Genomic DNA, 24,565 nt, shown 5'->3' on the forward strand with positions numbered 1-24,565 from the left:
ATTTTTTCGAACCCGAAGGTTCTGGATATCGTCTTGTGGAGTGCCCACACAGATTGTCTGATAAATTGTTAAAGAGCGTTCGTTACTGAGATAACTCTCGGTAACGCGGGAGGTGCATATTACGCTTTCCCGCTGAAGAGTCAAGCTTTTTCTTATTAAGAAACGGTGTTTTCACCGGCTTGCTTCTTCCTGGCTGGGCGACGGGTTCTCGTTAGAGGAGTCGTTGTTCCCGGTCAGTGGAGGCGCATTATAGGGAGTTCTCAGAAGGCCGCAACCCCTAAATGCAAAAAACTTTTCAAGCGCGTTTTTTTTCAACAAAGCGCTGCACAAGTCGGCGTTTTCGTCACTTTTTCCGGTAAACAGCCACAAAAGCTGGCGATCCGTAGAGTAAAATAAGAGTAACAATGTCAGTAAGGACTCGCAGCCATGCAATTTAATGCCCAACAACAGGCCGCCCAACGCAATCTTTCTTATCTGCTTGCAGAAAAGCTCGGCCAACAAATTCTGGCAGGCGATTATCAGGCCGGCAGTATCCTGCCCGGGGAGATGGAGCTCGGGGAACAATTCGGCGTTAGCCGCACTGCGGTACGTGAAGCGGTGAAGATGCTGGCCGCCAAAGGCATGCTGTTACCCCGTCCACGCATAGGTACCCGGGTCATGCCACAAAGCCAGTGGAACTTTCTCGACCAGGATTTACTGACCTGGTGGATGACCAAGGAAAATTTCGATCAGGTGATGCAGCACTTCCTTATCCTGCGCACCTCGCTGGAACCTCAGGCTTGCTCATTGGCGGCTGCCAATGCCAGCACCCAGCAAACCACACGGCTGGCTGAGCTGATGGCGGAGATGCGGGCGCTGCATGTTCAGTTTGACCGCGAGCACTGGATCCAGATAGATACCCAGTTCCACCAGCTTATCTATGAAGCCAGCGGCAATCCGTTTCTGACATCATTCGCCAATCTGTTCAGTTCGGTGTATCAAAGCTACTTCCGCGCCATCACCGGCAACGAAGTGATTAAGCTCCAGAACCATCAGGCCATCGTCGATGCAATACTCGCCGGCGACAGTGCAGGAGCATTAGCCGCCTGCCAGGTATTGCTCAGAGAGAAAGACTAACTCCCCTACTTATATATAGAAGAACAACAATGAAGGGACGAATAAGACAGTTAACCGGGAATCATAATGACTAAATCCGCGCGCAGTATGGCAGGGCTCCCCTGGATCGCCGCAATGGCCTTCTTTATGCAGGCGCTGGACGCCACTATCCTCAACACTGCGTTGCCGGCCATAGCGCAAAGCCTGGAGCGCTCCCCGTTGGCAATGCAGTCGGCCGTTATCAGCTATACGTTGACGGTCGCCATGCTGATCCCGGTCAGCGGCTGGCTGGCAGACCGCTTCGGTACCCGTCGGGTGTTTATCGTCGCGGTTTCGCTGTTTACTCTCGGTTCGTTGCTGTGCGCGCTTTCCCCTACGCTAAGCGTACTGGTGACCTCACGCGTCATTCAGGGGGTCGGTGGCGCGATGATGATGCCGGTGGCACGTTTGGCCCTGCTACGCGCCTATCCGCGCAGCGAGCTGTTGCCGGTACTGAATTTCGTGACCATGCCCGGTTTGGTTGGACCGATCATGGGGCCGATGCTGGGCGGCTGGCTGGTAACCTACGCCACCTGGCACTGGATTTTCCTTATTAATATCCCGATTGGCCTGCTCGGCATTTTCTATGCGCGCAAATATATGCCGGACTTCACCACGCCCAAGCGTCGCTTCGACTTCATCGGCTTTATGCTGTTCGGCCTGAGCCTGGTGCTGGTTTCCACCGGGCTTGAGCTGTTTGGCGAACAGGTGCTGGCCAGCTATATCTCACTGGGTATTTTACTCAGCGGCGTGGTGATGCTGTTCGGTTATATCGCCCATGCCCGCAGGCATCCCCAACCGCTGATTGGCCTGGATTTATTCCAGACCCGAACCTTCTCGGTGGGTATTGCCGGTAACGTTGCCTCACGTCTGGGCACCGGCTGCGTCCCCTTCCTGATGCCGCTGATGCTGCAGGTCGGTTTCGGCTATTCGGCAATTATTGCCGGTTGCATGATGGCACCGACGGCCGTCGGCTCACTGATGGCAAAATCTACCGTCACTCAGGTGTTACGTTGGTTCGGCTATCGCAAAACGCTGGTTGGCATCACGTTGATTATCGGCGTGCTGATTGCCCAGTTCGCATTGCAAAGCCCGGGAATGCCGCTGTGGTTGATGATCCTGCCGCTGTTCGTGCTGGGTATGGCGATGTCTACGCAATTCACCGCCATGAATACCATCAGCCTGGCAGATTTAAACGACGCCAATGCCAGTTCCGGCAACAGCGTGCTGGCGGTCACTCAACAACTTTCCATCAGCTTTGGCGTGGCGATCAGCGCCGCGGTGCTGCGTTTTTATGAATCGATGTCGCTCGGCACCATGGTCGATCACTTCCACTACACCTTTATCACCATGGGGATTGTCACCGTAGCTTCGGCGTTTGTGTTTATGCTGTTGAAAAGGAAGGACGGCCGTAACCTGATCAGCGGCCGTGACAGCAAGAAAGAAGCCAAGGCCACGAGCTAACGGTGGCCGACCGAAGCACGCTCCACCAGCTCAGGCGTCAGCACCAGAACCTGAGCTTCGCGCTCCGGGTTTTGCAGGCGGTTGATCAACGCGTCGATCGCCAACTCGCCCAGCGAATCTTTAGGTTGATGAATGGTGCTTAGCGGCGGGGCCAGATATTTGGCCAATTCGATATCGTCGTAGCCCATCACCGCCATGTCTTGCGGCACCGACAGCCCTGCCTGATACAACGCCTGATAGGCGCCCACAGCCACCGCGTCGTTGCCGGCAAACACTGCGTGCGGGGGCTCAGCCAACGCCAGCAGTTGTTTCATGGCGATGACACCGCCTTCAAATTCAAAATCGCAGTGCACTTCATACCCCGGCAGGATCGCCAGCCCAGCACGCTGCATGGCGCGGCGGTAGCCTTCCAGTCGGTGGCGCGCGGTGGTTTTATCCTGTGGGCCGGCGATGCAGGCAATTTTGCGATACCCGCGAGCGATCAGGTGATCGGTCGCCATCTCGCCGCCCAGCAACGAATTATCCTGAATAATATCGTTAGCCCCTTCGAACGGCGCCCAATCCATCATCACTATCGGTAACGACGGATAGCGGCTCAGCGCAACCTGTGACGGACGGTGGTTTTCGGTACACATCAGCAACAAACCGTCGACACGCTTTTGCAGCAGCGTCTCCATGTTGCGATTCATACGCGCCGCATCCTCTTCGGTATTGCACAGGATCAGACTGTAGCCGCGTTCATAGCAACTGCGCTCGACGCCGCGCACCACCTCGGCATAGAAGGGGTTATTGCTGGAGGTGACCAGCATACCTATGGTTCGCGTCTGATTCAGTTTGAGACTGCGCGCCAGTGCGGAGGGGGCATAGTTCAGCTGTTCTACGGCCGCCATGACTTTGGCTCGCACGCTGTCGCTGACAAAGCGATTGTTATTAATGACGTGCGAAACTGTCGACGTTGAAACACCCGCCAAACGGGCGACATCTTTCATGGTGGCCAAAGGAATTACTCCTGCTGCAGCAAGAAGGCGTCAATCTCTTCGCGCCAGGGCACTGAAGGTTGAGCGCCAGGACGGGTCACCGCAATGGCCGCCGCCGCATGAGCAAAGCGCACCGCATCCGCCATGGTTTTGCCTTCCAGCAACGCTGTAACCAGCGCCCCATTAAAGGTATCACCGGCGGCGATGGTATCGACCGCTTTAACCCTGAAACCAGGCACCAATTTGCCATTGCCGTTCTCACTCAGCCACACGCCGCGGCTGCCAAGGGTGATGATCACCGTAGCAATGCCTTTATCATGTAAAACCTGAGAGGCGCGCGCGGCGTCATTATCGTCGTTGACCGCAATGCCGGTCAGGCGCTGGGCTTCAGTTTCGTTTGGCGTGATCATATCGATCATCGCCAGTAACGCATCCGGCAGCTCACGGGCCGGTGCCGGGTTAAGGATCACCTGAGTCTGGTGCTGTTTCGCCAGTTGGGACGCGGCAATAACGGTCTCCAGCGGAGATTCGAGTTGCATCAACAGCGCGTCGGCATCGATAACCTTTTGTTGATAACGTGCCAGATAGTCGGGGGTCACTGCGGCATTGGCGCCGGCGTCGATGCCGATCACGTTCTCGCCATCCGCATTAACGAAAATCAGCGCCACGCCGGTGGTGCTGTCGGCGATAGCTTCTATCGGTTGGGTATCAATGCGATCGCTCGCCAGTTGTTGACGTACGCGTTCACCGATGTCATCGGCTCCCACGCAGGCGATAAAAGCGATATCTGCGCCGCTGCGTCCTGCCGCCACCGCCTGATTGGCGCCTTTGCCGCCAAACGCCACTTTATACTGTTTCCCGATCACCGTTTCACCCGGGCGGGGAAACTGCTCAATATTAAGGATATGGTCGGCATTGATACTGCCCAGAACCACCAGCTTACCTGTTGCCATCGCATTGATTCCTGAATTGCGCGCCATCATAAACGCCCCGTTTTGATGGCGCTGGTATGACTTATTGGGTGACCAGTTTCAAATCCACCGGAATGGTAGCCGGCACTTTCTCGCCTTTCAGCACTTTATCGGCCGTCTCTACGCCAATCACACCGATTTGATCCGGACGCTGCGCCACGGTCGCCGCCAGCTTGCCGCCTTCGACCGCTTTCACGCCGTCGGCAGTGCCGTCGAAGCCTACCACGACCACGTCGGTTTTACCGGCGGTTTGCAGCGCACGCAGAGCGCCCAGCGCCATTTCATCGTTCTGGGCAAACACCGCCTGCACATCCGGGTGAGCGGTCAGCAGGTTCTGCATCACGTTCAGGCCTTTGGTGCGATCGAAGTCTGCCGGCTGGCTGGCCAACAGTTTGAATTTGTTCTGATCCAGTGATTGTTTAAAGCCTTCGCCACGTTCACGGGCTGCGGAAGTCCCGGCGATCCCTTCCAGTTGGATCACTTTGGCATCTGCGCCCACTTTTTTGGCAATAAAGTCACCGGCCATTTTACCGCCGACGCGGTTATCCGAAGCGATATGGCTGACTACGTCACCCTTGCTCGCCACACGGTCCAAAGTGATGACCGGGATTTTGGCCTGGTTGGCCATCTTGATGGCGTTGCCGACCGCATCGGAATCGGTTGGGTTAATCAGCAGCAGCTTAGGTGCCTGCACCATCAGATCCTGCACGTTAGCCAGCTCTTTGGCCGGGTTGTTCTGCGAATCCAGTACTACCAGGTTGTAACCCAATTTGTTGGCTTCCTGCTGTGCCCCCTCTTTCATCGAAACAAAGAACGGGTTGTTCAGCGTGGAAACCACCAGCGCAATGGTGTCTTTCGCCAGCGCGTTAGCGCTCAGGGTGGCGCTCAGCGCGAAGGCTGAAGCCAGAATTGCCAGTTTTTTCATTTTCATCATCGTGATTCCTGTAGGGGAGGTTATTTGTTGCTTTTGTTCTCTACCAGAACCGCCAGCAGTATCACCACTGCCTTCACGATCATTTGGTAGTAGGAAGAAACACCCAGTAAATTCAGGCCGTTGTTCAGGAAGCCAAGGATCAGCGCCCCGATCAGCGTGCCAACGATGCGGCCTTTACCGCCGGCCAGGCTGGTACCGCCCAGCACCACCGCCGCAATGGCGTCCAACTCATAGCCGGTACCGGCGGTTGGCTGCGCTGAAGACAGACGCGCCACTTCGATCACCCCCGCCAACGCCGCCAGCAGACCACAAAGCGAATAAACGATAATCTTCACTTTATCGACGCTGATGCCGGACAGGCGCGTTGCCGCCTCATTCCCCCCCAGGGCATAAATATAGCGGCCCAGACGGGTATGGTGCAGCATGTACCAGGCGGCGATAAAGACGATCGCCATGATCCAGATCGGGGTTGGCACCCCCAGCGGGCGGCCGATACCAAACCAGCCGAAGGTGTCGGCCACATCGGTAAAGCCGGTATTCACCGGGCTGCCGTTGGTGTACACCATGGTGACGCCGCGCAACAGCAACATCATCACCAGAGTCGCGATAAACGCCTGCACCTTGCCCTTGGCAACGATCACCCCGGTACAGGCGCCGACCGCCGCCCCCAATGCAAGTGCCGCGGCCACGGCTACCACCGCATTAATTTCAAAACCGACGATCGAGGCCGCCACCGCGCCGGTCAGCGCCAATAGCGATCCCACCGACAAATCGATGCCGGAAGTGAGGATCACCAGCGTCATCCCCACCGCCATAATGGCGTTCACCGAGGTTTGCTGCAGAATATTGAACAGGTTATTCAGGGTGAAGAAATTCGGGCTCATTGAAGAGACCACGGCGATCAGCACCAACAGAGCAATCAGTGATTTTTGCTCTAACAGCCACTCTTTACTGAACCAGCGCTTTGCCACACTCTGGGAACTCATATCTGATTACTCCTGCTTTACGCCGTATTGCTTGCCAACGGCCGCAGCCATCAACGCTTCCTGGGTGGCCTGTTCAATCGGGAACTCGCCGCTGAGGTGTCCTTCGTGCATCACCAGGATGCGGTCGCTCATGCCCATCACCTCAGGCATTTCCGACGACACCAGAATGATACTCAGACCTTCCTGCTTGAACTGGTTAATTAACTGATAGATTTCTTTTTTGGCACCGACGTCGACACCGCGTGTCGGCTCATCGAGGATCAACACCTTTGGCCGCGTCATCAGACCACGGGCAATCGCCACTTTTTGCTGGTTGCCGCCGGAGAGCAGGCCAATGGGCTGTTCCATCGACGGCGTCTTGATATTGAACAAGCGAATGAAATCGCCCACCGCTTGTTGTTCTTCGGCCTGTTTCAAACTGCCGCCGGCACGGCTGAAATAGCGCAGTGCAGTCAACGACATGTTTTCCTTTACCGACATCCCCAACACCAGGCCATCGCGCTTACGGTCTTCGGAGATATAAACAATGCCGTTCGCCAGACCGTCCTGCGGAGAGTGGGTGATCACCGGACGGCCATCAAGGCTGACCGTACCGGCTTTGCGCGGCGCGGCGCCGTAGAGAATTTTCATCAGCTCGGTGCGCCCGGCGCCCATCAACCCGGCCACGCCAAGAATTTCGCCCCGGTACAGCGTAAAGCTGACGTCATGCACGCCCGGGCCGGAAACCTGGCTGACCTCCAGCCGTTTTTCACCGCGCGGTTGGTTCAGACGCGGGTATTGTTCTTCCAGCTTGCGACCCACCATCATTTCTATCAGCGAATCTTCCTGCAGTTCGCTGACCTGGCGCTCGGCAATAAACTGCCCGTCACGAAACACCGTGACGTCATCGCAAATTTCAAAAATCTCTTTCAGCCGGTGCGAGATGTAAACAATGCCTCGCCCCTCGGCCTTCAGTTCGTTGATCACTTTAAATAAAGAGGCGGTTTCGGTGTCGGTCAACGCATCCGTCGGCTCATCCATAATGATGACTTTAGATTCGAAGCTCAGCACCTTGGCGATTTCCACCATTTGCTGATCGCCGATCGACAATTCCCCCACCAGCCGGTGGCTGCTGTAACTCAGGTTCAGTCGCGCCAGCAGTTTGTCGGCTTCGGCGTACATGCGCTTCCAGTCGATGCGGCCGATGCGATTAACAAACTCACGGCCAAGGAAGATATTTTCCGCAATCGTCAGCTGCGGGATCAGGTTCAGTTCCTGATGGATAATGCCGATGCCCGCTTCCTGCGAATCCTTTGGGCCATTGAACGCCACTTCTTTACCGAGAAAATACTGGCTGCCGGCGTCTTTGTTATAAATGCCGGTCAGCACTTTCATCATGGTGGATTTCCCGGCGCCGTTTTCCCCCACCAGCGCCATCACCTTACCCGGGTAAACGCTGAGCGCAGCGCCGGAGAGCGCCTTCACGCCGGGAAAGGCTTTATCGATCCCTTTCAGTTGCAGTAAAGGTTGCATAGGTGCCTCAGAAAGTTACGCCGGCGCACAGGATCACGTTCGCGTAAGGCGAACATTCCCCGCTGCGGATCACCGCCCGGCAGTGTTCCGTTTGCGCTTTAAAAGCCTGATGGCTGATATAGCTCACGCTGACGGAGTTCCCCTGGCGTTGGCCAAGTTCGGTCAGTTGAGCCAACAACGCGCTATGAAGCTGAGGATTCTGCTTAATGATCTCCTCCGCCAAGATGGCGCTTTCGACCTGCATTTCCTGCGTCACCACCCCGAGCACCTGTAAAAACGTCGGCACCCCCTGAGTCAACGCCAGATCGATACGCTGCGTTGCCGCCGGGATAGGCAGCCCGGCATCACCGATAGCGACCTGATCGGTATGGCCGAGACGGGAAACCACGGCAGAGACATCAGCATTCAGCAACACGCCTTTTTTCATCTTGTTCTTCTCATTCCGCCAGCGAAACGTTTCGCTTGTGTCTGGAGTTTAAAAAAACGTCAGTAGAAGGCAACCGGGACAATGCAGAAGTGTGATCACTATCGAAACGTTTCGCTCGTGTTACCGAGAACATAAACAGAAAGGGCCCAGCCGTTGCTGAGCCCTTGAGGGGGAGTTAAATCTCGACCTGGGTTCCCAGCTCGATCACCCTATTGGGCGGGATCTCAAACTGGTCCGGCGCACGTAGCGCGTTGCGACTCAATGCAATAAACAGCTTGCCGCGCAGGAACAGGTACCACGGCCGTTTGGTCAGGATCAGCGACTCGTGCGACATAAAGAACGAGGTTTCCGTCATCCGGCACGGCAACCCTTCCAGCCCGCAACGGTGGAACACTTCCTCAACGTTCGGCGTTTCACGCCAGCCGTAGCTGGCCACCACCCGCCAGAAGGTCGGTGACAGCTGTTCGATGGTGACTCGCCGCACGTTATGCACGTAAGGCGCATCCTCGGTACGCAACGTCAACAGCACCACGCGTTCGTGCAGCACCTTGTTATGCTTTAGGTTATGCAGCAGCGCAAAAGGGATCACATTGATGGCGCGCGACATAAAGACCGCGGTGCCAGGCACCCGCACCGGCGGCGATTTTTCCAACGAAGCAATCATCGCCTCAAGGGAATTGCCGTGCTCGTGCATGCGACGCAGCAGGCGGAAACGTTCGCTCTTCCAGGTGGTCATGATGATGAACATCACCAGCGCCAGCAACAGTGGCAGCCAACCGCCGGAGAACAGCTTCAGGGCGTTGGCGGAGAACATCGGCACGTCGATAATCAGCAGGACAACCAGAATGCCGACGGCAAAGAAACGATTCCAGTGCCAGTTTTTAATCGCCACCGAAGTCACCAGAATACTGGTCAGCACCATGGTGCCGGTCACGGCAATGCCGTAGGCCGCCGCCAGATTGCTGGAGTGTTCGAAGCCGACAATCACCAACACCACCGCGATATACAACGTCCAGTTGATCACCGGAATATAGATTTGGCCGGATTCCATTTCAGAGGTATGGATGATGCGCATCGGTGACAGGTAACCCAGACGCACCGCCTGACGGGTCAGCGAGAACACGCCTGAGATCACCGCCTGCGAGGCGATAACCGTGGCCAGCGTCGCCAGGATCAACAGCGGGATCAGCGCCCAGTCCGGCGCCAACAGGAAGAACGGGTTCTTGATCGCCTCTGGATTTTTCAGCAGCAGGGCGCCCTGGCCAAAATAGTTCAGCACCAGCGAAGGCAACACCACGGTGAACCAGGCCAAACGGATAGGGAATTTGCCGAAGTGGCCCATATCGGCGTACAACGCCTCGACACCGGTGATAGACAGCACCACCGCACCCAGCGCAAAGAACGAAACCTTCTTATATTCAATAAAGAAGTTCAGCGCCCATTTCGGGTTTAACGCCTGCAGCACTTCCGGGTTAGCCATGATGCTACGCGCACCCAGCACCGCCAGAACGATAAACCACAGCAGCATCACCGGCGCGAAAAGCTTACCGACGCTGCCGGTACCGTGTTTCTGGATGGCAAACAACAGCGTCAGCACCAGAATCGACAGGGGAACGATATAGCCGTCGAGCGACGGGGCGGCGATTTCCAGCCCCTCTATTGCGGACATCACCGATATCGCCGGGGTGATCACCACCTCGCCATAGAAGAAACTGCCGCCAATCAGGCCCAGAATCACCAATACTGCGGTAGTGCGCGCCGAAGTATGGCGCCCGGCCAACGACATCAGCGTCAGGATGCCGCCTTCGCCGGCGTTATCCGCCCGCATGACGTAGGTAAGGTATTTGAGGGAAACAATGATGATTAACATCCAGAAGATCAGCGACAGGAAGCCGAAAACCACGTCTGGACGAACATCGAAGCCGTAATGGCCGGAGAAACACTCTCTGAGAGTATAGAGAGGGCTGGTGCCGATATCACCGTAAACCACCCCAATTGCCGCCAGGGTTACCGCCGATAAGGACTGTTTATGCTCTGTGCTCATAATTCGTTTCTTTATTAGAACATCCGTTAGCGATGCATCCGCATCAGCCAGAGATACGGGCTCTAAGATCCGTTACGCCCACTAAAAGGCGCACAGTATGCACGATTTATACTGCTTGCCTACTCTTATATCAGACCCAAAAAATAAACAAAATGTGAACCAACCGCTCTTTTGATAATAGAAAGATTTTACTAATCAACAAGCTATACCATTAAAAATAATGGTGGTTTATCATCGGATTATCCACCAAGATTGGCTAACTCTCGGACAACACGACAATAATATGGCGCCATCATCACTTCTGGCAGAACGAATTTCCCGCCTCAGCAGTGCGCTGGAGAGCGGTTTATATGAACGGCAGGAAGCAATTCGCCTGTGCCTGCTGGCAGCGCTCAGCGGCGAAAGCGTGTTTCTGCTTGGTCCACCAGGCATCGCCAAAAGCCTGATTGCGCGCCGGTTAAAATTCGCCTTTCGCCATGCGCGATCGTTTGAATACCTGATGACGCGTTTCTCGACGCCGGAAGAAGTGTTCGGCCCGTTATCCATTCAGGCATTAAAAGACGAAGGCCGCTATCAGCGTTTGACCACCGGCTATCTGCCAGAAGCGGAAATCGTGTTTCTGGATGAGATCTGGAAGGCCGGCCCGGCGATCCTCAACACCCTGCTGACGGCGATCAACGAACGTCGTTTCCGCAACGGCAACACCGAAGAACCGATCCCCCTGCGGCTGCTGGTCACCGCCTCCAACGAACTGCCGGAAGCCGACAGCAGCCTGGAAGCCCTGTATGACCGTATGCTGATACGCCTGTGGCTGGACAAAGTGCAGGACAAACAGAACTTCCGCTCGCTGCTGGTCAGCCGCCAGAACGAGAATGAAAACCCGGTGCCGGAAGCCCTGAGCATCACCGACGAGGAATATCATCAGTGGCAAGCGCAGATCGACAAAATCAAGCTGCCGGAAAATTGCTTTGAATTGATATTCCAGCTGCGCCAGCGCCTGGATGCACTGGACCATGCTCCTTACGTTTCCGATCGTCGATGGAAAAAAGCCTTGCGCCTGCTACAGGCCTGCGCCTTCTTCAGCGGTCGCGATGCCGTAGCCCCGATCGATCTGCTGCTGCTGAAAGACTGCCTGTGGCACGACCTCACCTCGCTGAAACTGCTGCAACAACAAGTAGAACAGCTGCTGAACGAATCGGCTTACCAGCAGCAAACGCTGCTGATCCAACTGCAACAGATCCACACCCGCTGGCTGCAGCATCAACAGCAGCAGAGCGACAGTCAGGCGATCACACTGGTGAAAAAAGGCGGCATGTTCAGCAGAAAGCCTCAGTTTGCCCTGGCCGCGCCACTCGGTACCGGCCCCCTGACGCTGTTGCTGCAAAAACCACTGCAACTGCATGATATTCAGGTTAACCATCTGAGTATTGAAAACAGCGTGCTGGAAAACTGGCTGCAAAAAGGCGGCGACGTACGCGCCAAACTGAACGGCATCGGCTTTGCCCAGCAGATCGATCTGGAAGTGGACGAAAAGCTGCACCTGACGGTGCTGGACGTCAGTCGTCAACCTTCGCTGCTGGCCCTGCCCGGCATAAAAACGGGGGGAACGCCCCAGGCGATGCTCGACGAAATGGACCAGTTGGCTCAGCGTCTGGCGGAACAGCGCCGGTTGTTCAGTCAGCACCAGCCCTGCCTGTTTACCCCGACCGCCAGACTGGCAAAAATTGAGGCCAGTCTGTTGCAGGTGGCGGAACAAATTAAACAGCAGCACCAGCAGATGCGCGGTCAGTAAGCATGCTCAGCCTGGAAACGCTCGATCTGCTGCTGGCGATCACCGAAGGTGAGCTGATCGAGGAGATGATCATCGGCATGCTGGCCGCGCCGCAGCTGTCGATTTTCTTCAAGAAGTTTCCGGCGATCCGCCGGGCGCTGGACCGCGACTTGCCGCGCTGGAAGCTGCAACTGAAAGAGCGTCTCCATGAAGCCATGGTGCCACCCGCGCTGGCGCAGGAGTTTTATCGCTATCAACAATGCCAGTTAGAGAACAATACCCAGTTCTTCCATAACCTCAACGACACCCTCGATCTGTTGCGCCAACTGGTCTCTCCTTTTTATGAACAGGCACGCGCGCTGGTGGATGCTGCCGATCTGCCCAATCATCCGCTGGACGACAGCTTCCAAACCCTATTCCTGCAGCGCTGGCGCATCAGCCTGACGCTGCAGGCCACCATGATGCATCACCAGTTGCTGGAGCAAGAACGCGAACAGCTGATGGCGGAACTGCAGGAACGGCTGGCGCTGAGTGGCGCACTGGAGCCGTTGCTGTCGGAAAACGATACCGCCGCCGGGCGACTGTGGGACATGAGTAAAGGTCACCTGCAGCGGGGTGACTATCAACGGCTGGTGGAGTACGGCAACTTCTTGCAGCAACAGCCGGAGCTGAAAAAGCTGGCGCAGCAGCTTGGGCGCAGCTATCAGGCCAAAGCGGTACAGCAACAGGATGCGCTGCCGGAGCCGTTTCGCGTCATGGTGCAAGTACCGGCCACGCTGCCGGAAGAGGTCAGCGGCATTCACCAGAGCGACGATATCCTGCGCCTGCTGCCGCCCGAGCTGGTCACGCTGGGCATCGAAGAGTTGGAGTTTGAGTTTTACCGCCGCCTGCTGGAAAAGCGGCTGTTGAGTTATCGCCTGCAGGGCGACGTCTGGCAGGAGCAGATTATGATCCGTCAGGTCACCCACCAGCAGCAGGATCAGCAACCCCGCGGGCCGTTTATCGTCTGTGTCGATACCTCAGGGTCGATGGGCGGTTTCAATGAACAGTGTGCCAAGGCATTTTGTCTTGCGCTGTTGCGCATCGCGCTGGCGGATAACCGCCGCTGTTACATCATGCTGTTTGCCAACCAGATAGTGCATTACGAACTCACCGCCGCCAGCGGCATTGAGCAAGCGGTGCGTTTTCTCGGCCAGCAGTTTCGCGGCGGTACCGATCTGGCCGCCTGTCTGAACGCCACGGTGAGTAAAATGGCGGAGAGCGGCTGGTTCGATGCCGATGCGGTGATCATTTCCGACTTTATTGCCCAGCGGTTGCCGGAGGAGATCATAAAGAAGGTCAAACAGCAGCAACAGAGTCACCAACAGCGCTTCCACGCGGTGGCGATGTCCAGCTATGGCAAACCCGGCATCATGCGCATCTTCGATCACATCTGGCGCTTTGATACCGGGTTAAAAAGTCGCTTGATGCGCCGCTGGCGGCGCTGATTATTACAAAAGCCCTTCGACCGCTTCATGCACTTGCGGTGACCACACGCCGCACTGCACCTGACCAATGTGCGACAGCTGCAGCAACAGCATCACCAGACGCGACTGACCGATACCGCCACCGATGGTTTGCGGCATATCGCCGCGCAACAATGACTGATGCCATTCCAGCGCCAGACGATCTTCATCGCCGGTTTGCGCCAACTGGCGCTTCAGCGCACCGGCGTCGACGCGAATGCCCATAGAGGAAAGTTCAAAGGCGTCCTGCAGTACCGGGTTCCACACCAGAATATCGCCGTTCAGACCGGCCAGCCCTTCTGCGGCGGGTGTCGTCCAGTCATCATAATCTGGCGCACGTACATCGTGTGATTTGCCGTGCGACAGCTTGCCGCCGATCCCCATCAGAAAGACCGCGCCCAGCTCTTTGGCAATCGCACGCTCACGGCCTTTGGCGTCCAGCTCAGGGTAGCGTTGCAGCAGGGTTTCGCTGTGAACAAAATGGATCTGCTCCGGCAGGAACGGCGTTAAGCCATATTCACGGCTCACTTCAATTTCTGTCGCCTTAATCGCCGCATAAATGCTGCTCACGGTGCTTTTCAGGTAATCCAGGCTGCGTTCGCCATCGCCCATCACCCGCTCCCAGTCCCATTGATCGACGTAGACAGAGTGGATCGCACTCAGACGATCTTCATCAGGACGTAGCGCTTTCATGTGGGTATACAGGCCTTCACCGGCACCGAAATCGTAGCTGCCCAACGTTTTACGTTTCCATTTGGCCAGCGAATGCACCACTTCAAAAGTGGCGTCCGGCAGGGTTTTCACCTTTACCTGCACCGCTTTCTCACTGCCGGACAGGTTGTCCTGAGTACCGTCACCCAGGCGGCTGAGGATCGGCGCCTGCACTTCGATCAGGCCAAGCTGCTGTTCCAACTGGCGGGAGAAGAAGGATTTAACCAGACTGATTTGTTGTTGTTTTTGAATAAACTGTTTTTTCATTGCCGTATCTCTTATAAACCTGTCTCTGTTGCCAACGATTAAGCAACAGAACGGCACCGCAATTCAATATCCGCTAATCAATATTGCCTTTTCACTTTTAATCGTTCATTTTGATGCGGTAATAATTCAACAATCAGCAATTAGTGGGGGATTAAATGGCTGAAAATTATCAGATCGATAATCTTGATCGCGGCATCCTTAACGCCTTGATGGAGAACGCACGTACACCGTATGCCGAACTGGCGAAAAACTTTGCCGTCAGCCCCGGTACCATTCATGTGCGGGTAGAGAAGATGAAGCAGGCCGGTATCATCACCGGTGCGCGAGTCGACGTGAACCCCAAACGCCTGGGTTACGACGTCTGCTGCTTTATCGGCATTATATTAAAGAGTGCTAAAGACTATCCTTCCGCGTTGAAAAAGCTCGAAAGCCTGGAGGAAGTGGTCGAAGCTTACTACACCACCGGCCATTACAGCGTGTTCATCAAGGTGATGTGCCGCTCAATAGATGCGTTGCAACAGGTACTTATCAACAAGATCCAGACCATTGACGAGATCCAGTCTACTGAAACACTGATCTCGCTGCAGAACCCCATCATGCGGACCATCACGCCCTAGCCAATTAATTACTATACCCATATTATCCACAGGTAGATCCCAGCCGATTCACAGCGTACAATGCTGCCACTTTGAGAAGGCTGGGATCATTCATTTCATGGCAGACATTACTCTGATCAGTGGCAGTACGCTTGGCAGTGCCGAGTACGTAGCCGAGCACCTGGCTGAAAAGCTGGAAGCGGCCGGTTTTACTACCGAAACCCTGCACGGCCCTGAATTGGATGAACTGACCCTGTCCGGGCGCTGGCTGGTGGTGTCTTCTACCCACGGCGCCGGCGATTTACCGGATAACCTGCAACCGCTGTTCGAACAAATAGAAGAACAACTTCCTGACTTGTCTCAGGTGCAGTTCGGTGCAGTCGGTTTGGGTAGCTCTGAATACGATACTTTTTGTGGTGCGATCCAACGGATCGACGATCTTCTGATCGCGCGTGGAGCGAAAAGGATCGGCGATCGGTTCGAGATCGACGTGACTGAACACGAAATTCCTGAGGATCCGGCAGAGGAATGGGTGAAAAACTGGATTAATTTACTCTAATTTGTTCAAAGATCACCCGAACGATTGTGGATAACTATGCTTAAAAGCAGGGTAAAAGCAGTAGTTATCCCAATAACAACCCTAGGTCGCTTTTTGTCCTGTGCATAACATGCCATTTAGATCCCAGCTTATAAGCCATAGGATCACCGATCATTCACAGCTAACGATCCTCCTTAATCCGCTGATCTCAATCACGAATAATCACTTATCCACAGAAGATCGCGATCCTAATAAGAGATCTAATAAAGAGATCTTTAAATAAAAAGATCTTCTTTTAATTACCGACGATCCTGACCACTTGGTCGATCGACTAAACTTGAGTAGAATCGCCCTCCCCAGGGCAAACAACGATCGTTCGCAATACGGCGAGGTGCAGTTCCATGTTTTATCCAGAGCAATTTGACGTCATCATCATCGGTGGTGGCCATGCCGGTACCGAAGCCGCAATGGCTGCGGCACGCATGGGACATCAGACTTTATTATTGACACACAATATCGATACGCTGGGGCAGATGTCTTGCAACCCGGCGATTGGCGGTATTGGTAAAGGGCATCTGGTTAAGGAAATTGATGCACTTGGCGGCCTGATGGCCACGGCGATCGACCACGCCGGCATCCAGTTTAGGATACTAAACGCCAGCAAAGGCCCTGCGGTGCGAGCCACACGTGCTCAGGCTGACCGCGTGCTGTATCGCCAAGCGGTACGCACTGCCCTGGAGAACCAGCCAAACCTGATGATCTTCCAGCAGCCGGTCGAAGATCTGATTGTGGAAAACGATCGCGTCGTCGGTGCCGTCACCCAAATGGGGCTGAAATTCCGCGCCAAAGCGGTGGTACTGACCGTTGGGACCTTCCTGGACGGCAAGATCCATATCGGCCTGGAAAATTACAGTGGGGGCCGTGCCGGGGATCCTCCGTCGATCTCCTTGTCACAGCGCCTGCGTGAATTGCCTTTGCGCGTTAATCGCCTGAAAACCGGTACACCACCGCGTATCGATGCACGCACTATCGATTTCAGCGTACTGGCACCGCAACATGGCGATACTCCGATCCCGGTGTTCTCATTCATGGGCAATGCCGGGCAACATCCGGAACAAATGGCGTGCTACATCACCCATACCAACGAAAAAACCCATGACGTGATCCGCAATAACCTCGATCGCAGCCCGATGTATGCCGGGATCATCGAAGGGATCGGCCCACGCTATTGCCCATCGATCGAAGACAAAGTGATGCGCTTTGCCGATCGTAATGCTCACCAGATCTTCCTTGAACCGGAAGGCCTGACCAGCAATGAAATTTACCCTAACGGCATTTCCACCAGCCTGCCGTTTGACGTGCAGATGCAAATCGTCCGTTCGATGGAAGGGATGCAGAATGCCCGTATCGTTCGTCCTGGTTATGCCATTGAGTATGATTTCTTCGATCCACGTGATTTGAAACCGACGCTGGAAAGCAAGTTTATCCAGGGCTTGTTCTTCGCCGGCCAGATCAACGGCACCACCGGTTACGAAGAGGCTGCTGCACAGGGCCTGCTGGCCGGCCTGAATGCCGGCCGCTACGCCAATGAAGACGAAGGCTGGTCGCCACGCCGCGATCAGGCTTACCTGGGGGTGCTGGTGGACGACCTCAGCACCTTGGGCACCAAAGAACCGTACCGTATGTTCACCTCACGTGCCGAATACCGCCTGATGCTGCGTGAAGACAATGCCGATCTTCGTCTGACCGAAAAAGGCCGTGAACTGGGCCTGGTGGATGATGCCCGTTGGGCACGCTTCAGCGAAAAGCTGGAACACATCGAACAGGAACGTCAGCGCCTGCGCGACATCTGGATGCATCCGCATGCGGAAAACGTCGATCAGGTCAACGCCTTGCTGAAGGCGCCACTGTCGCGTGAGGCAAACGGCGAAGAGCTGCTGCGCCGCCCTGAAATGGATTACCTGCAGCTGACCTCCGTGGACGCATTTGCGCCACCGCTGGCCGATACCCAGGCTGCAGAGCAGGTTGAGATCCAGGTCAAATACGAAGGTTATATCGCTCGCCAGCAGGAAGAGATCGAAAAACAGCAGCGCAACGAAAACACCGTGCTGCCATTGGATCTCGATTATCAGCAAGTGTCCGGCCTGTCGAATGAAGTGATCGCCAAACTGAACGACCATAAACCAAACTCGATCGGCCAGGCTTCACGCATCTCCGGCATAACCCCGGCGGCGATCTCGATTCTGCTGATTTGGCTGAAAAAGCAGGGCTTGTTGCGCCGCAGCGCATAAATCTTGTTTTTGGGCGACCGTTTGTCTATTTGGTAGGCAAACGGCCGCTGACATCGCCCCGGGCCTGAATTATCATGGTCGCCTTCTTGGTCAGCCCCAGTTTGGTTTGCCGTTCCGCGCCAGTCAGAGGACACGTTGTGCAGAAAAAATTAGACTCGCTGCTCTCTGCAGCAGGCATTGCGCTTCCCGATCAGCAAAAACAGCAATTGCTGGGCTATGTCGGCATGCTGGATAAGTGGAACAAAGCTTATAACCTCACCTCGGTGCGCGACCCACAGCAAATGCTGGTACGCCACATTCTCGACAGCATCGTGGTAAACCCGCATTTGCAGGGCTCACGTTTTATCGACGTTGGCACCGGTCCCGGTCTGCCGGGCATTCCGTTGGCGATCGTTCGTCCGGATTCTCATTTCACCTTGCTGGACAGCTTGGGCAAGCGCGTGCGCTTCCTTCGTCAGGTGCAACATGAGCTGGGTCTGAATAACGTAGAACCGGTGCAGAGCCGGGTTGAAGCGTTCCCAGCCGAACCGCCGTTTGACGGCGTTATCAGCCGCGCTTTTGCTTCGTTGCAGGACATGCTGTCCTGGTGCCACCATTTGCCGGCGAAAGGGCAGGGACGTTTCTACGCGCTGAAAGGGGTTCGTCCTGACGAGGAGCTGGCGCAGCTGCCGGAAGGTATTGAACTGGAGTCGGTGGTGCGCTTGCAGGTGCCGGAACTCGAAGGTGAGCGTCACTTGGTGGTACTTAAGGCAAACTGAGTTTGTTTTTGATCAAATAAGCTTGAATTAAAAGATAGTGCCAGCGGTGAAAATAAGCAGGCTAATTAAATGGCGGTTTTTTTAGTTACTTTACTTTTTATTAACACAAAAATAGCCGCCAATTAGCGACAATAGAGTAATTGCAGTTCGAAATAGTCACGTTAGCAACGATAAGGTAACGATTCTGCTTTGCAGCTAATGTTAATTGCCTGTTGTAATATTACCTTCGAAGCTGTCAATAAAAGGTTTTTACCGGGTAGATGGATTGTTTTTGAACGGTTAACTTGTAATATTTTGATTTATAATGTTTTTTGATCGCTCAATTAGCTAAAGACTGTTTGCGCGTTGGTGAGTTATAAATCAGAAAGAGGCATTATTGTGAGCAGTTCCACGTTTTATGGTGTAACGCTGGAATAATCAGACAATTTAATGCGCCCTATTATTCCGACCGTTTTCTTGTGAAAATAGCCTGAAATGGGGGGATTTAAATAATTGTTCACCTTTTCGCTACTTATCGATTGAATTCGTTGGTATGCCCCGTATAATTTGCTCGTTTTTTGCTGCTTGACTCAGATCAGTAAAAACAGTTTTATACGTCACTCAGCATACCCCCTCAGGGGTACGGAGAGAACAAACGTCATGTCTGTGTCCCTTTACAGCGGAAAAGCTGCTCGTAAATTGCTGTTTCTGCAGTTAATGACTTTTGTTCTGATCAGCGCTGCTTTCGGTCTGAAAAGCCTGGAATGGAGCGGTTCGGCACTGGCGGGCGGTCTCGCTGCCTGGTTGCCGAGTACCATGTTTATGCTGTTTGCCTTGCGTCATCAGACGCAGACGCAGGCACCCGGTCGGGTAGCCTGGTCGTTCGCCATCGGCGAGGGGTTAAAGGTCTTGATCACCATAGTTTTGTTGATCGTGGCGCTTGGGGTGTTCAAAGCGGAGTTTATACCGCTTGGCCTGACCTATTTAGCGGTGTTAGTGGTGCAGATTGTGGCACCCGCCGTGATTAACAGTTACCGAAATTAACTAAATAAGGGTAGAGGCATCATGTCTGCAGAGGGATACAACAGTCCACAGGAGTATATCGGTCACCACCTGACGCAACTTCAGGTCGGGACTGGTTTTTGGTCGATTAACCTCGACTCGATGTTTTTCTCCGTTGTCCTCGGGGTTCTGTTCCTGGTGATTTTCCGCCGGGTAGCCAAAAACGCCACCAGTGGCGTGCCGGGTAAACTGCAAACCGCGGTGGAACTGGTCGTCGGGTTTGTCGACAGCAGCGTGCGTGATATGTACCACGGCAAGAGCAAGGTCATTGCTCCGCTGGCGCTGACGGTGTTTGTCTGGGTGTTCCTGATGAACATGATGGACCTGATCCCGGTCGACTTCCTGCCATTCATCGGTGCTCAGCTCGGTCTGCCGGCACTGCGTGTGGTACCGACGGCTGACGTGAACGTGACGTTGTCGATGGCGTTGGGCGTATTTATCCTGATTCTGTTCTATAGCATTAAAATGAAAGGCGTTGGTGGGTTCGTTAAAGAGTTAACCATGCAGCCGTTCAACCACCCTGTATTCATTCCTATTAACCTGATCCTTGAAGGTGTCAGCCTGCTGTCCAAGCCTGTTTCACTGGGCCTGCGACTGTTCGGCAACATGTATGCGGGTGAGTTGATCTTCATCCTGATTGCTGGCCTGTTGCCGTGGTGGTCACAGTGGGTCCTGAGCTTGCCTTGGGCTATTTTCCACATCCTGATCATTACGCTTCAAGCCTTTATTTTCATGGTTCTGACGATTGTCTATCTCTCGATGGCATCTGAAGAGCACTGATTTTCTTAAAACACTTGCACTTTTAAACTGAAACAAACTGGAGACTGTCATGGAAAACCTGAGTATGGATCTGCTGTACATGGCTGCCGCTGTGATGATGGGTTTAGCGGCAATCGGTGCTGCGATCGGTATCGGCATCCTGGGTGGTAAATTCTTGGAAGGCGCTGCACGTCAGCCTGACCTGATTCCTCTGCTGCGTACACAGTTCTTTATCGTTATGGGTCTGGTTGACGCCATCCCGATGATCGCTGTTGGTCTGGGTCTGTACGTGATGTTCGCTGTCGCGTAAGTAGAGAATTTCTCTACACTGAAACCACACTATTAACTTTTAAAGAGGCATTGTGCTGTGAATCTTAACGCAACAATCCTCGGCCAGGCCATCGCGTTCGTTCTGTTTGTCTGGTTCTGCATGAAGTATGTATGGCCGCCGATTATGGCAGCCATCGAGAAGCGTCAGGGAGAAATTGCTGACGGTCTCGCTTCTGCAGAACGTGCCAAAAAAGATTTGGACTTAGCGCAAGCCAATGCGACCGACCAGCTGAAAACTGCTAAAGCAGAAGCTCAGGTGATCATCGAGCAAGCAAACAAACGCAAAGCTCAGATCATGGATGAAGCGAAAGCCGAAGCCGAGCAGGAACGTAACAAAATCGTGGCGCAGGCTCAGGCTGAGATCGAAGCCGAACGTAAGCGCGCTCGTGAAGAGTTGCGTAAGCAAGTCGCGATGCTGGCAATTGCCGGCGCCGAGAAGATCATCGAACGTTCCGTGGATGAAGCTGCTAACAGCGACATCGTTGATAAACTGGTCGCTGAACTGTAAGGAGGGAGGGGCTGATGTCTGAATTTGTAACTGTAGCTCGCCCCTACGCCAAAGCAGCTTTTGACTTTGCCGTTGAGCATCAAAGCGTAGAGCGCTGGCAAGATATGCTGGCGTTTGCTGCTGATGTCACTCGCAATGAACAGATTTCTGAACTGCTGTCTGGCGCTATGGCGCCAGAGACGCTGTCCAAGACGTTCATCGCGGTATGTGGCGATCAACTCGACGAACATGGCCAGAACTTTATCCGTGTAATGGCCGAAAATGGACGTTTACTGGTTCTTCCTGCCGTGCTGCAGCAGTTCAACGAACTGCGCGCCTTGCTGGAATCCACCGTCGAAGTCGACGTGCTCTCTGCGAGCGCACTGAGCGACAAACAGCAGGCTAATATTGCCGCTGCGATGGAAAAACGTCTGTCACGCAAAGTTAAGCTGAATTGCAAAATTGACAAGTCTGTACTGGCCGGCGTAATTATCCGTGCTGGCGATATGGTGATTGATGGCAGCGTTCGCGGTCGTCTTGAACGCCTGACAGACGTCTTGCAGTCTTAAGGGGACTGGAGCATGCAACTGAATTCCACCGAAATCAGCGAACTGATCAAGCAGCGCATTGCTCAGTTCAATGTGGTGAGCGAAGCTCACAATGAAGGTACTATTGTTTCCGTCAGCGACGGGATCATCCGCGTACACGGTCTGGCCGAAGTTATGCAGGGCGAAATGATCGCACTGCCAGGCAACCGTTACGCAATCGCATTGAACCTGGAGCGCGACTCCGTAGGTGCCGTGGTTATGGGTCCGTACTCGGATCTGGCCGAAGGCATGAAGGTAAAATGTACTGGCCGTATTCTGGAAGTTCCGGTTGGCCGTGGCCTGCTGGGCCGTGTAGTTAACACCCTGGGCGCACCTATTGACGGTAAAGGCCCGGTTGATAACGACGGTTTCTCCCCGGTTGAAGCCATTGCCCCTGGTGTTATCGAGCGTCAGTCCGTAGATCAGCCGGTTCAAACTGGCTACAAATCTGTTGACGCCATGATTCCAATCGGCCGTGGCCAGCGTGAGCTGGTGATCGGTGACCGTCAGACCGGTAAAACCGCTCTGGCGATCGATGCGATCATCAACCAACGCGACTCCGGCATCAAATGTGTGTACGTGGCTATCGGCCAGAAAGCGTCTACCATCGCTAACGTGGTGCGCAAGCTGGAAGAGCACGGTGCACTGGCAAACACCATCGTTGTGGTTGCTACCGCGTCCGAGTCCGCTGCACTGCAATACCTGGCGCCATATGCCGGTTGTGCGATGGGTGAATACTTCCGTGACCGCGGTGAAGATGCGCTGATTGTTTATGATGACCTGTCCAAACAGGCCGTTGCTTACCGTCAGATTTCCCTGCTGCTTCGTCGTCCACCAGGTCGTGAAGCTTATCCAGGCGACGTATTCTACCTCCACTCCCGTTTGCTGGAGCGTGCTGCGCGTGTTAACGCCGACTACGTTGAAGCCTTCACTAAAGGTGAAGTCAAAGGCCAAACCGGTTCACTGACTGCTCTGCCGATCATTGAAACCCAGGCGGGTGACGTTTCCGCGTTCGTTCCGACCAACGTAATCTCGATTACCGATGGTCAGATCTTCCTGGAATCCAACCTGTTTAACTCCGGTATTCGTCCGGCGGTTAACCCGGGTATCTCCGTATCCCGTGTGGGCGGTGCAGCGCAAACCAAGATCATGAAAAAACTGTCCGGTGGTATTCGTACCGCGCTGGCACAGTATCGTGAACTGGCTGCGTTCTCTCAGTTCGCTTCCGATCTGGATGATGCGACCCGCAAACAGCTGAGCCACGGTCAGAAAGTGACCGAGCTGCTGAAACAGAAACAGTATGCGCCGATGTCCGTCGCACAACAGTCTCTGGTGCTGTTTGCCGCAGAACGTGGCTACCTGAACGACGTTGAAGTCGCGAAAGTCGTGAGCTTCGAAGCCGCGCTGGTTGCTTACGCAGACCGCGAGCATGCCGAGTTGCTGAACCACATCAACCAAACTGGCAATTTCAACGATGAGATCGAGGACAAACTGAAAGCCGTCCTCGAGACCTTCAAGAAAACCCAGTCCTGGTAACGCTCAGCGGCCTGCAGTTGAAAGACAGCAGGCCGTCTGGCAATGAGGAGAAGCAGAGATGGCCGGCGCAAAAGAGATACGTAGTAAGATCGCGAGCGTGCAAAACACGCAAAAGATCACTAAAGCGATGGAAATGGTCGCCGCCTCCAAAATGCGTAAATCGCAGGAACGCATGGCGGCCAGCCGTCCTTATGCAGAGACCATGCGCAAAGTGATTGGTCACCTTGCGCTAGGTAATCTGGAATATAAGCACCCGTACCTGGATGAGCGTGACGTTAAGCGCGTCGGGTATCTGGTGGTGTCTACTGACCGTGGTCTCTGTGGCGGTTTGAACATCAACCTGTTCAAGCGTCTGTTGGCAGAGATGAAAGGCTGGTCCGAAAAAGGCGTTGAAGTTGATTTGGCGCTGATTGGCTCTAAAGCGGCCTCTTTCTTTGGTTCCGTGGGTGGCAACGTGGTTGCCCAGGTTACCGGCATGGGGGATAAACCTTCCCTGTCGGAACTGATCGGTCCGGTGAAAGTGATGCTGCAAGCCTACGACGAAGGTCGTTTGGACAAGCTGTACATTGTCAGCAACAAATTTATCAATACGATGTCCCAGGAACCACAGATCATTCAGCTGCTGCCGTTGCCGCCTTCTGATGACGGTGAGCTGAAGAAAAAATCTTGGGATTACCTGTATGAACCCGATCCAAAAGTGCTGCTTGATACCTTGCTGCGCCGCTATGTGGAATCGCAAGTTTATCAGGGCGTCGTGGAAAACCTGGCCAGCGAGCAGGCCGCACGAATGGTAGCGATGAAAGCCGCAACCGATAACGGCGGTAGCCTGATCAAAGAGCTGCAGTTGGTATACAACAAGGCTCGTCAGGCCAGCATCACTCAGGAACTCACCGAGATCGTTTCGGGAGCCTCCGCGGTTTAAGCTAGGTTTACGAATTA

23 protein-coding genes are annotated in these 24,565 nt (G+C 54.5%); 15 read left to right on the forward strand and 8 right to left on the reverse strand.

The window, feature by feature from the left end; all coding sequences use genetic code 11:
• Positions 1-426 precede the first annotated feature (426 nt).
• Positions 427-1,116 carry a FadR/GntR family transcriptional regulator gene (locus tag ACGS9J_RS20945; protein ID WP_442232691.1) on the forward strand — a complete coding sequence of 230 codons (690 nt, stop codon included), beginning with the start codon at positions 427-429 and terminating at the stop codon, positions 1,114-1,116.
• 66 nt (positions 1,117-1,182) lie between these two features.
• Positions 1,183-2,598, forward strand: coding sequence for a multidrug transporter subunit MdtD (gene mdtD, locus ACGS9J_RS20950; protein WP_442232692.1), 1,416 nt, complete (start codon positions 1,183-1,185; stop codon positions 2,596-2,598).
• On the opposite strand, the gene rbsR is transcribed toward mdtD, so the two are convergent.
• From rbsR to kup, 7 genes are all read right to left on the reverse strand, one after another.
• Positions 2,595-3,596, reverse strand: a complete 1,002-nt coding sequence (gene rbsR, locus ACGS9J_RS20955; RefSeq protein ID WP_442232693.1) for a ribose operon transcriptional repressor RbsR — start codon at positions 3,594-3,596, stop codon at positions 2,595-2,597. The two genes, mdtD and rbsR, sit on opposite strands and share 4 nt — an antisense overlap.
• Positions 3,597-3,601: 5 nt before the next feature.
• Positions 3,602-4,528, reverse strand: coding sequence for a ribokinase (rbsK, locus tag ACGS9J_RS20960; protein WP_442232694.1), 927 nt, complete (start codon positions 4,526-4,528; stop codon positions 3,602-3,604).
• A 61-nt stretch (positions 4,529-4,589) separates the two neighbouring features.
• Positions 4,590-5,477: a ribose ABC transporter substrate-binding protein RbsB gene (rbsB, locus tag ACGS9J_RS20965; protein WP_442232813.1), complete on the reverse strand. Its 888-nt coding sequence runs from the start codon at positions 5,475-5,477 to the stop codon at positions 4,590-4,592.
• Between the two features lie 23 nt (positions 5,478-5,500).
• Positions 5,501-6,466, reverse strand: a complete 966-nt coding sequence (gene rbsC / locus ACGS9J_RS20970; RefSeq protein WP_442232695.1) for a ribose ABC transporter permease — start codon at positions 6,464-6,466, stop codon at positions 5,501-5,503.
• Between the two features lie 6 nt (positions 6,467-6,472).
• A complete protein-coding gene (rbsA, locus tag ACGS9J_RS20975) occupies positions 6,473-7,978 on the reverse strand; it encodes a ribose ABC transporter ATP-binding protein RbsA (protein ID WP_442232696.1) in 1,506 nt (501 codons plus the stop codon).
• Between the two features lie 7 nt (positions 7,979-7,985).
• On the reverse strand, positions 7,986-8,405 hold the full coding sequence (rbsD, locus tag ACGS9J_RS20980) for a D-ribose pyranase (RefSeq protein ID WP_442232697.1): 420 nt from the start codon (positions 8,403-8,405) through the stop codon (positions 7,986-7,988).
• Between the two features lie 175 nt (positions 8,406-8,580).
• Positions 8,581-10,449, reverse strand: a complete 1,869-nt coding sequence (gene kup / locus ACGS9J_RS20985; protein ID WP_442232698.1) for a low affinity potassium transporter Kup — start codon at positions 10,447-10,449, stop codon at positions 8,581-8,583.
• A gap of 283 nt (positions 10,450-10,732) precedes the next feature.
• Here kup and ravA point away from each other — a divergent pair, with 283 nt between their 5' ends.
• Positions 10,733-12,241 (forward strand): ATPase RavA, encoded by a 1,509-nt coding sequence (gene ravA, locus ACGS9J_RS20990; protein ID WP_442232699.1) that lies wholly within the window; start codon positions 10,733-10,735, stop codon positions 12,239-12,241.
• 2 nt (positions 12,242-12,243) lie between these two features.
• The gene (gene viaA / locus ACGS9J_RS20995; RefSeq protein ID WP_442232700.1) at positions 12,244-13,707 is read left to right on the forward strand and encodes an ATPase RavA stimulator ViaA; all 1,464 of its coding nucleotides are present in this window, start codon (positions 12,244-12,246) and stop codon (positions 13,705-13,707) included.
• Between the two features lie 3 nt (positions 13,708-13,710).
• On the opposite strand, the gene asnA is transcribed toward viaA, so the two are convergent.
• Positions 13,711-14,703 (reverse strand): aspartate--ammonia ligase, encoded by a 993-nt coding sequence (asnA, locus tag ACGS9J_RS21000; protein WP_442232701.1) that lies wholly within the window; start codon positions 14,701-14,703, stop codon positions 13,711-13,713.
• Between the two features lie 155 nt (positions 14,704-14,858).
• Between asnA and asnC the strand changes: the two genes are divergently transcribed.
• The 11 genes from asnC (at position 14,859) to atpG (ending at position 24,548) form a co-directional block, all read left to right on the forward strand.
• The gene (gene asnC / locus ACGS9J_RS21005) at positions 14,859-15,320 is read left to right on the forward strand and encodes a transcriptional regulator AsnC (protein ID WP_004950461.1); all 462 of its coding nucleotides are present in this window, start codon (positions 14,859-14,861) and stop codon (positions 15,318-15,320) included.
• Positions 15,321-15,417: 97 nt separating this feature from the next.
• Positions 15,418-15,858 carry an FMN-binding protein MioC gene (gene mioC, locus ACGS9J_RS21010; protein WP_442232702.1) on the forward strand — a complete coding sequence of 147 codons (441 nt, stop codon included), beginning with the start codon at positions 15,418-15,420 and terminating at the stop codon, positions 15,856-15,858.
• Between the two features lie 380 nt (positions 15,859-16,238).
• Positions 16,239-18,128: a tRNA uridine-5-carboxymethylaminomethyl(34) synthesis enzyme MnmG gene (gene mnmG / locus ACGS9J_RS21015; RefSeq protein ID WP_442232703.1), complete on the forward strand. Its 1,890-nt coding sequence runs from the start codon at positions 16,239-16,241 to the stop codon at positions 18,126-18,128.
• Positions 18,129-18,265: 137 nt separating this feature from the next.
• Positions 18,266-18,886, forward strand: coding sequence for a 16S rRNA (guanine(527)-N(7))-methyltransferase RsmG (gene rsmG, locus ACGS9J_RS21020; protein WP_442232704.1), 621 nt, complete (start codon positions 18,266-18,268; stop codon positions 18,884-18,886).
• A gap of 639 nt (positions 18,887-19,525) precedes the next feature.
• A complete protein-coding gene (gene atpI, locus ACGS9J_RS21025) occupies positions 19,526-19,909 on the forward strand; it encodes a F0F1 ATP synthase subunit I (protein ID WP_442232705.1) in 384 nt (127 codons plus the stop codon).
• A gap of 21 nt (positions 19,910-19,930) precedes the next feature.
• On the forward strand, positions 19,931-20,707 hold the full coding sequence (gene atpB / locus ACGS9J_RS21030) for a F0F1 ATP synthase subunit A (RefSeq protein WP_020837705.1): 777 nt from the start codon (positions 19,931-19,933) through the stop codon (positions 20,705-20,707).
• Between the two features lie 49 nt (positions 20,708-20,756).
• Entirely contained in the window at positions 20,757-20,996 is a 240-nt protein-coding gene (atpE, locus tag ACGS9J_RS21035) for a F0F1 ATP synthase subunit C (RefSeq protein WP_004093904.1), read from the forward strand.
• 57 nt (positions 20,997-21,053) lie between these two features.
• Positions 21,054-21,524 (forward strand): F0F1 ATP synthase subunit B, encoded by a 471-nt coding sequence (gene atpF, locus ACGS9J_RS21040; RefSeq protein ID WP_004950476.1) that lies wholly within the window; start codon positions 21,054-21,056, stop codon positions 21,522-21,524.
• Between the two features lie 14 nt (positions 21,525-21,538).
• Positions 21,539-22,072, forward strand: a complete 534-nt coding sequence (gene atpH / locus ACGS9J_RS21045) for a F0F1 ATP synthase subunit delta (RefSeq protein ID WP_020837709.1) — start codon at positions 21,539-21,541, stop codon at positions 22,070-22,072.
• A 12-nt stretch (positions 22,073-22,084) separates the two neighbouring features.
• On the forward strand, positions 22,085-23,626 hold the full coding sequence (atpA, locus tag ACGS9J_RS21050; RefSeq protein WP_442232706.1) for a F0F1 ATP synthase subunit alpha: 1,542 nt from the start codon (positions 22,085-22,087) through the stop codon (positions 23,624-23,626).
• Positions 23,627-23,684: 58 nt separating this feature from the next.
• Positions 23,685-24,548: a F0F1 ATP synthase subunit gamma gene (gene atpG / locus ACGS9J_RS21055; RefSeq protein WP_020837711.1), complete on the forward strand. Its 864-nt coding sequence runs from the start codon at positions 23,685-23,687 to the stop codon at positions 24,546-24,548.
• Positions 24,549-24,565 lie beyond the last annotated feature (17 nt).

The organism is Serratia quinivorans, from assembly GCF_052113645.1.
Classification (GTDB): Bacteria; Pseudomonadota; Gammaproteobacteria; order Enterobacterales; family Enterobacteriaceae; genus Serratia; species Serratia quinivorans_B.

Bases quoted from the DNA above. Each gene is read 5' to 3' on its own strand.
- ACGS9J_RS20945 (WP_442232691.1), top strand. From the start codon at position 427: ATGCAATTTAATGCCCAACAACAGGCCGCCCAACGCAATCTTTCTTAT.
- mdtD (WP_442232692.1), top strand. From the start codon at position 1,183: ATGACTAAATCCGCGCGCAGTATGGCAGGGCTCCCCTGGATCGCCGCA.
- rbsK (WP_442232694.1), bottom strand. From the start codon at position 4,528: ATGGCAACAGGTAAGCTGGTGGTTCTGGGCAGTATCAATGCCGACCAT.
- rbsB (WP_442232813.1), bottom strand. From the start codon at position 5,477: ATGAAAATGAAAAAACTGGCAATTCTGGCTTCAGCCTTCGCGCTGAGC.
- rbsC (WP_442232695.1), bottom strand. From the start codon at position 6,466: ATGAGTTCCCAGAGTGTGGCAAAGCGCTGGTTCAGTAAAGAGTGGCTG.
- rbsA (WP_442232696.1), bottom strand. From the start codon at position 7,978: ATGCAACCTTTACTGCAACTGAAAGGGATCGATAAAGCCTTTCCCGGC.
- rbsD (WP_442232697.1), bottom strand. From the start codon at position 8,405: ATGAAAAAAGGCGTGTTGCTGAATGCTGATGTCTCTGCCGTGGTTTCC.
- kup (WP_442232698.1), bottom strand. From the start codon at position 10,449: ATGAGCACAGAGCATAAACAGTCCTTATCGGCGGTAACCCTGGCGGCA.
- ravA (WP_442232699.1), top strand. From the start codon at position 10,733: ATGGCGCCATCATCACTTCTGGCAGAACGAATTTCCCGCCTCAGCAGT.
- viaA (WP_442232700.1), top strand. From the start codon at position 12,244: ATGCTCAGCCTGGAAACGCTCGATCTGCTGCTGGCGATCACCGAAGGT.
- asnA (WP_442232701.1), bottom strand. From the start codon at position 14,703: ATGAAAAAACAGTTTATTCAAAAACAACAACAAATCAGTCTGGTTAAA.
- asnC (WP_004950461.1), top strand. From the start codon at position 14,859: ATGGCTGAAAATTATCAGATCGATAATCTTGATCGCGGCATCCTTAAC.
- mioC (WP_442232702.1), top strand. From the start codon at position 15,418: ATGGCAGACATTACTCTGATCAGTGGCAGTACGCTTGGCAGTGCCGAG.
- mnmG (WP_442232703.1), top strand. From the start codon at position 16,239: ATGTTTTATCCAGAGCAATTTGACGTCATCATCATCGGTGGTGGCCAT.
- atpI (WP_442232705.1), top strand. From the start codon at position 19,526: ATGTCTGTGTCCCTTTACAGCGGAAAAGCTGCTCGTAAATTGCTGTTT.
- atpB (WP_020837705.1), top strand. From the start codon at position 19,931: ATGTCTGCAGAGGGATACAACAGTCCACAGGAGTATATCGGTCACCAC.
- atpE (WP_004093904.1), top strand. From the start codon at position 20,757: ATGGAAAACCTGAGTATGGATCTGCTGTACATGGCTGCCGCTGTGATG.
- atpH (WP_020837709.1), top strand. From the start codon at position 21,539: ATGTCTGAATTTGTAACTGTAGCTCGCCCCTACGCCAAAGCAGCTTTT.
- atpA (WP_442232706.1), top strand. From the start codon at position 22,085: ATGCAACTGAATTCCACCGAAATCAGCGAACTGATCAAGCAGCGCATT.
- atpG (WP_020837711.1), top strand. From the start codon at position 23,685: ATGGCCGGCGCAAAAGAGATACGTAGTAAGATCGCGAGCGTGCAAAAC.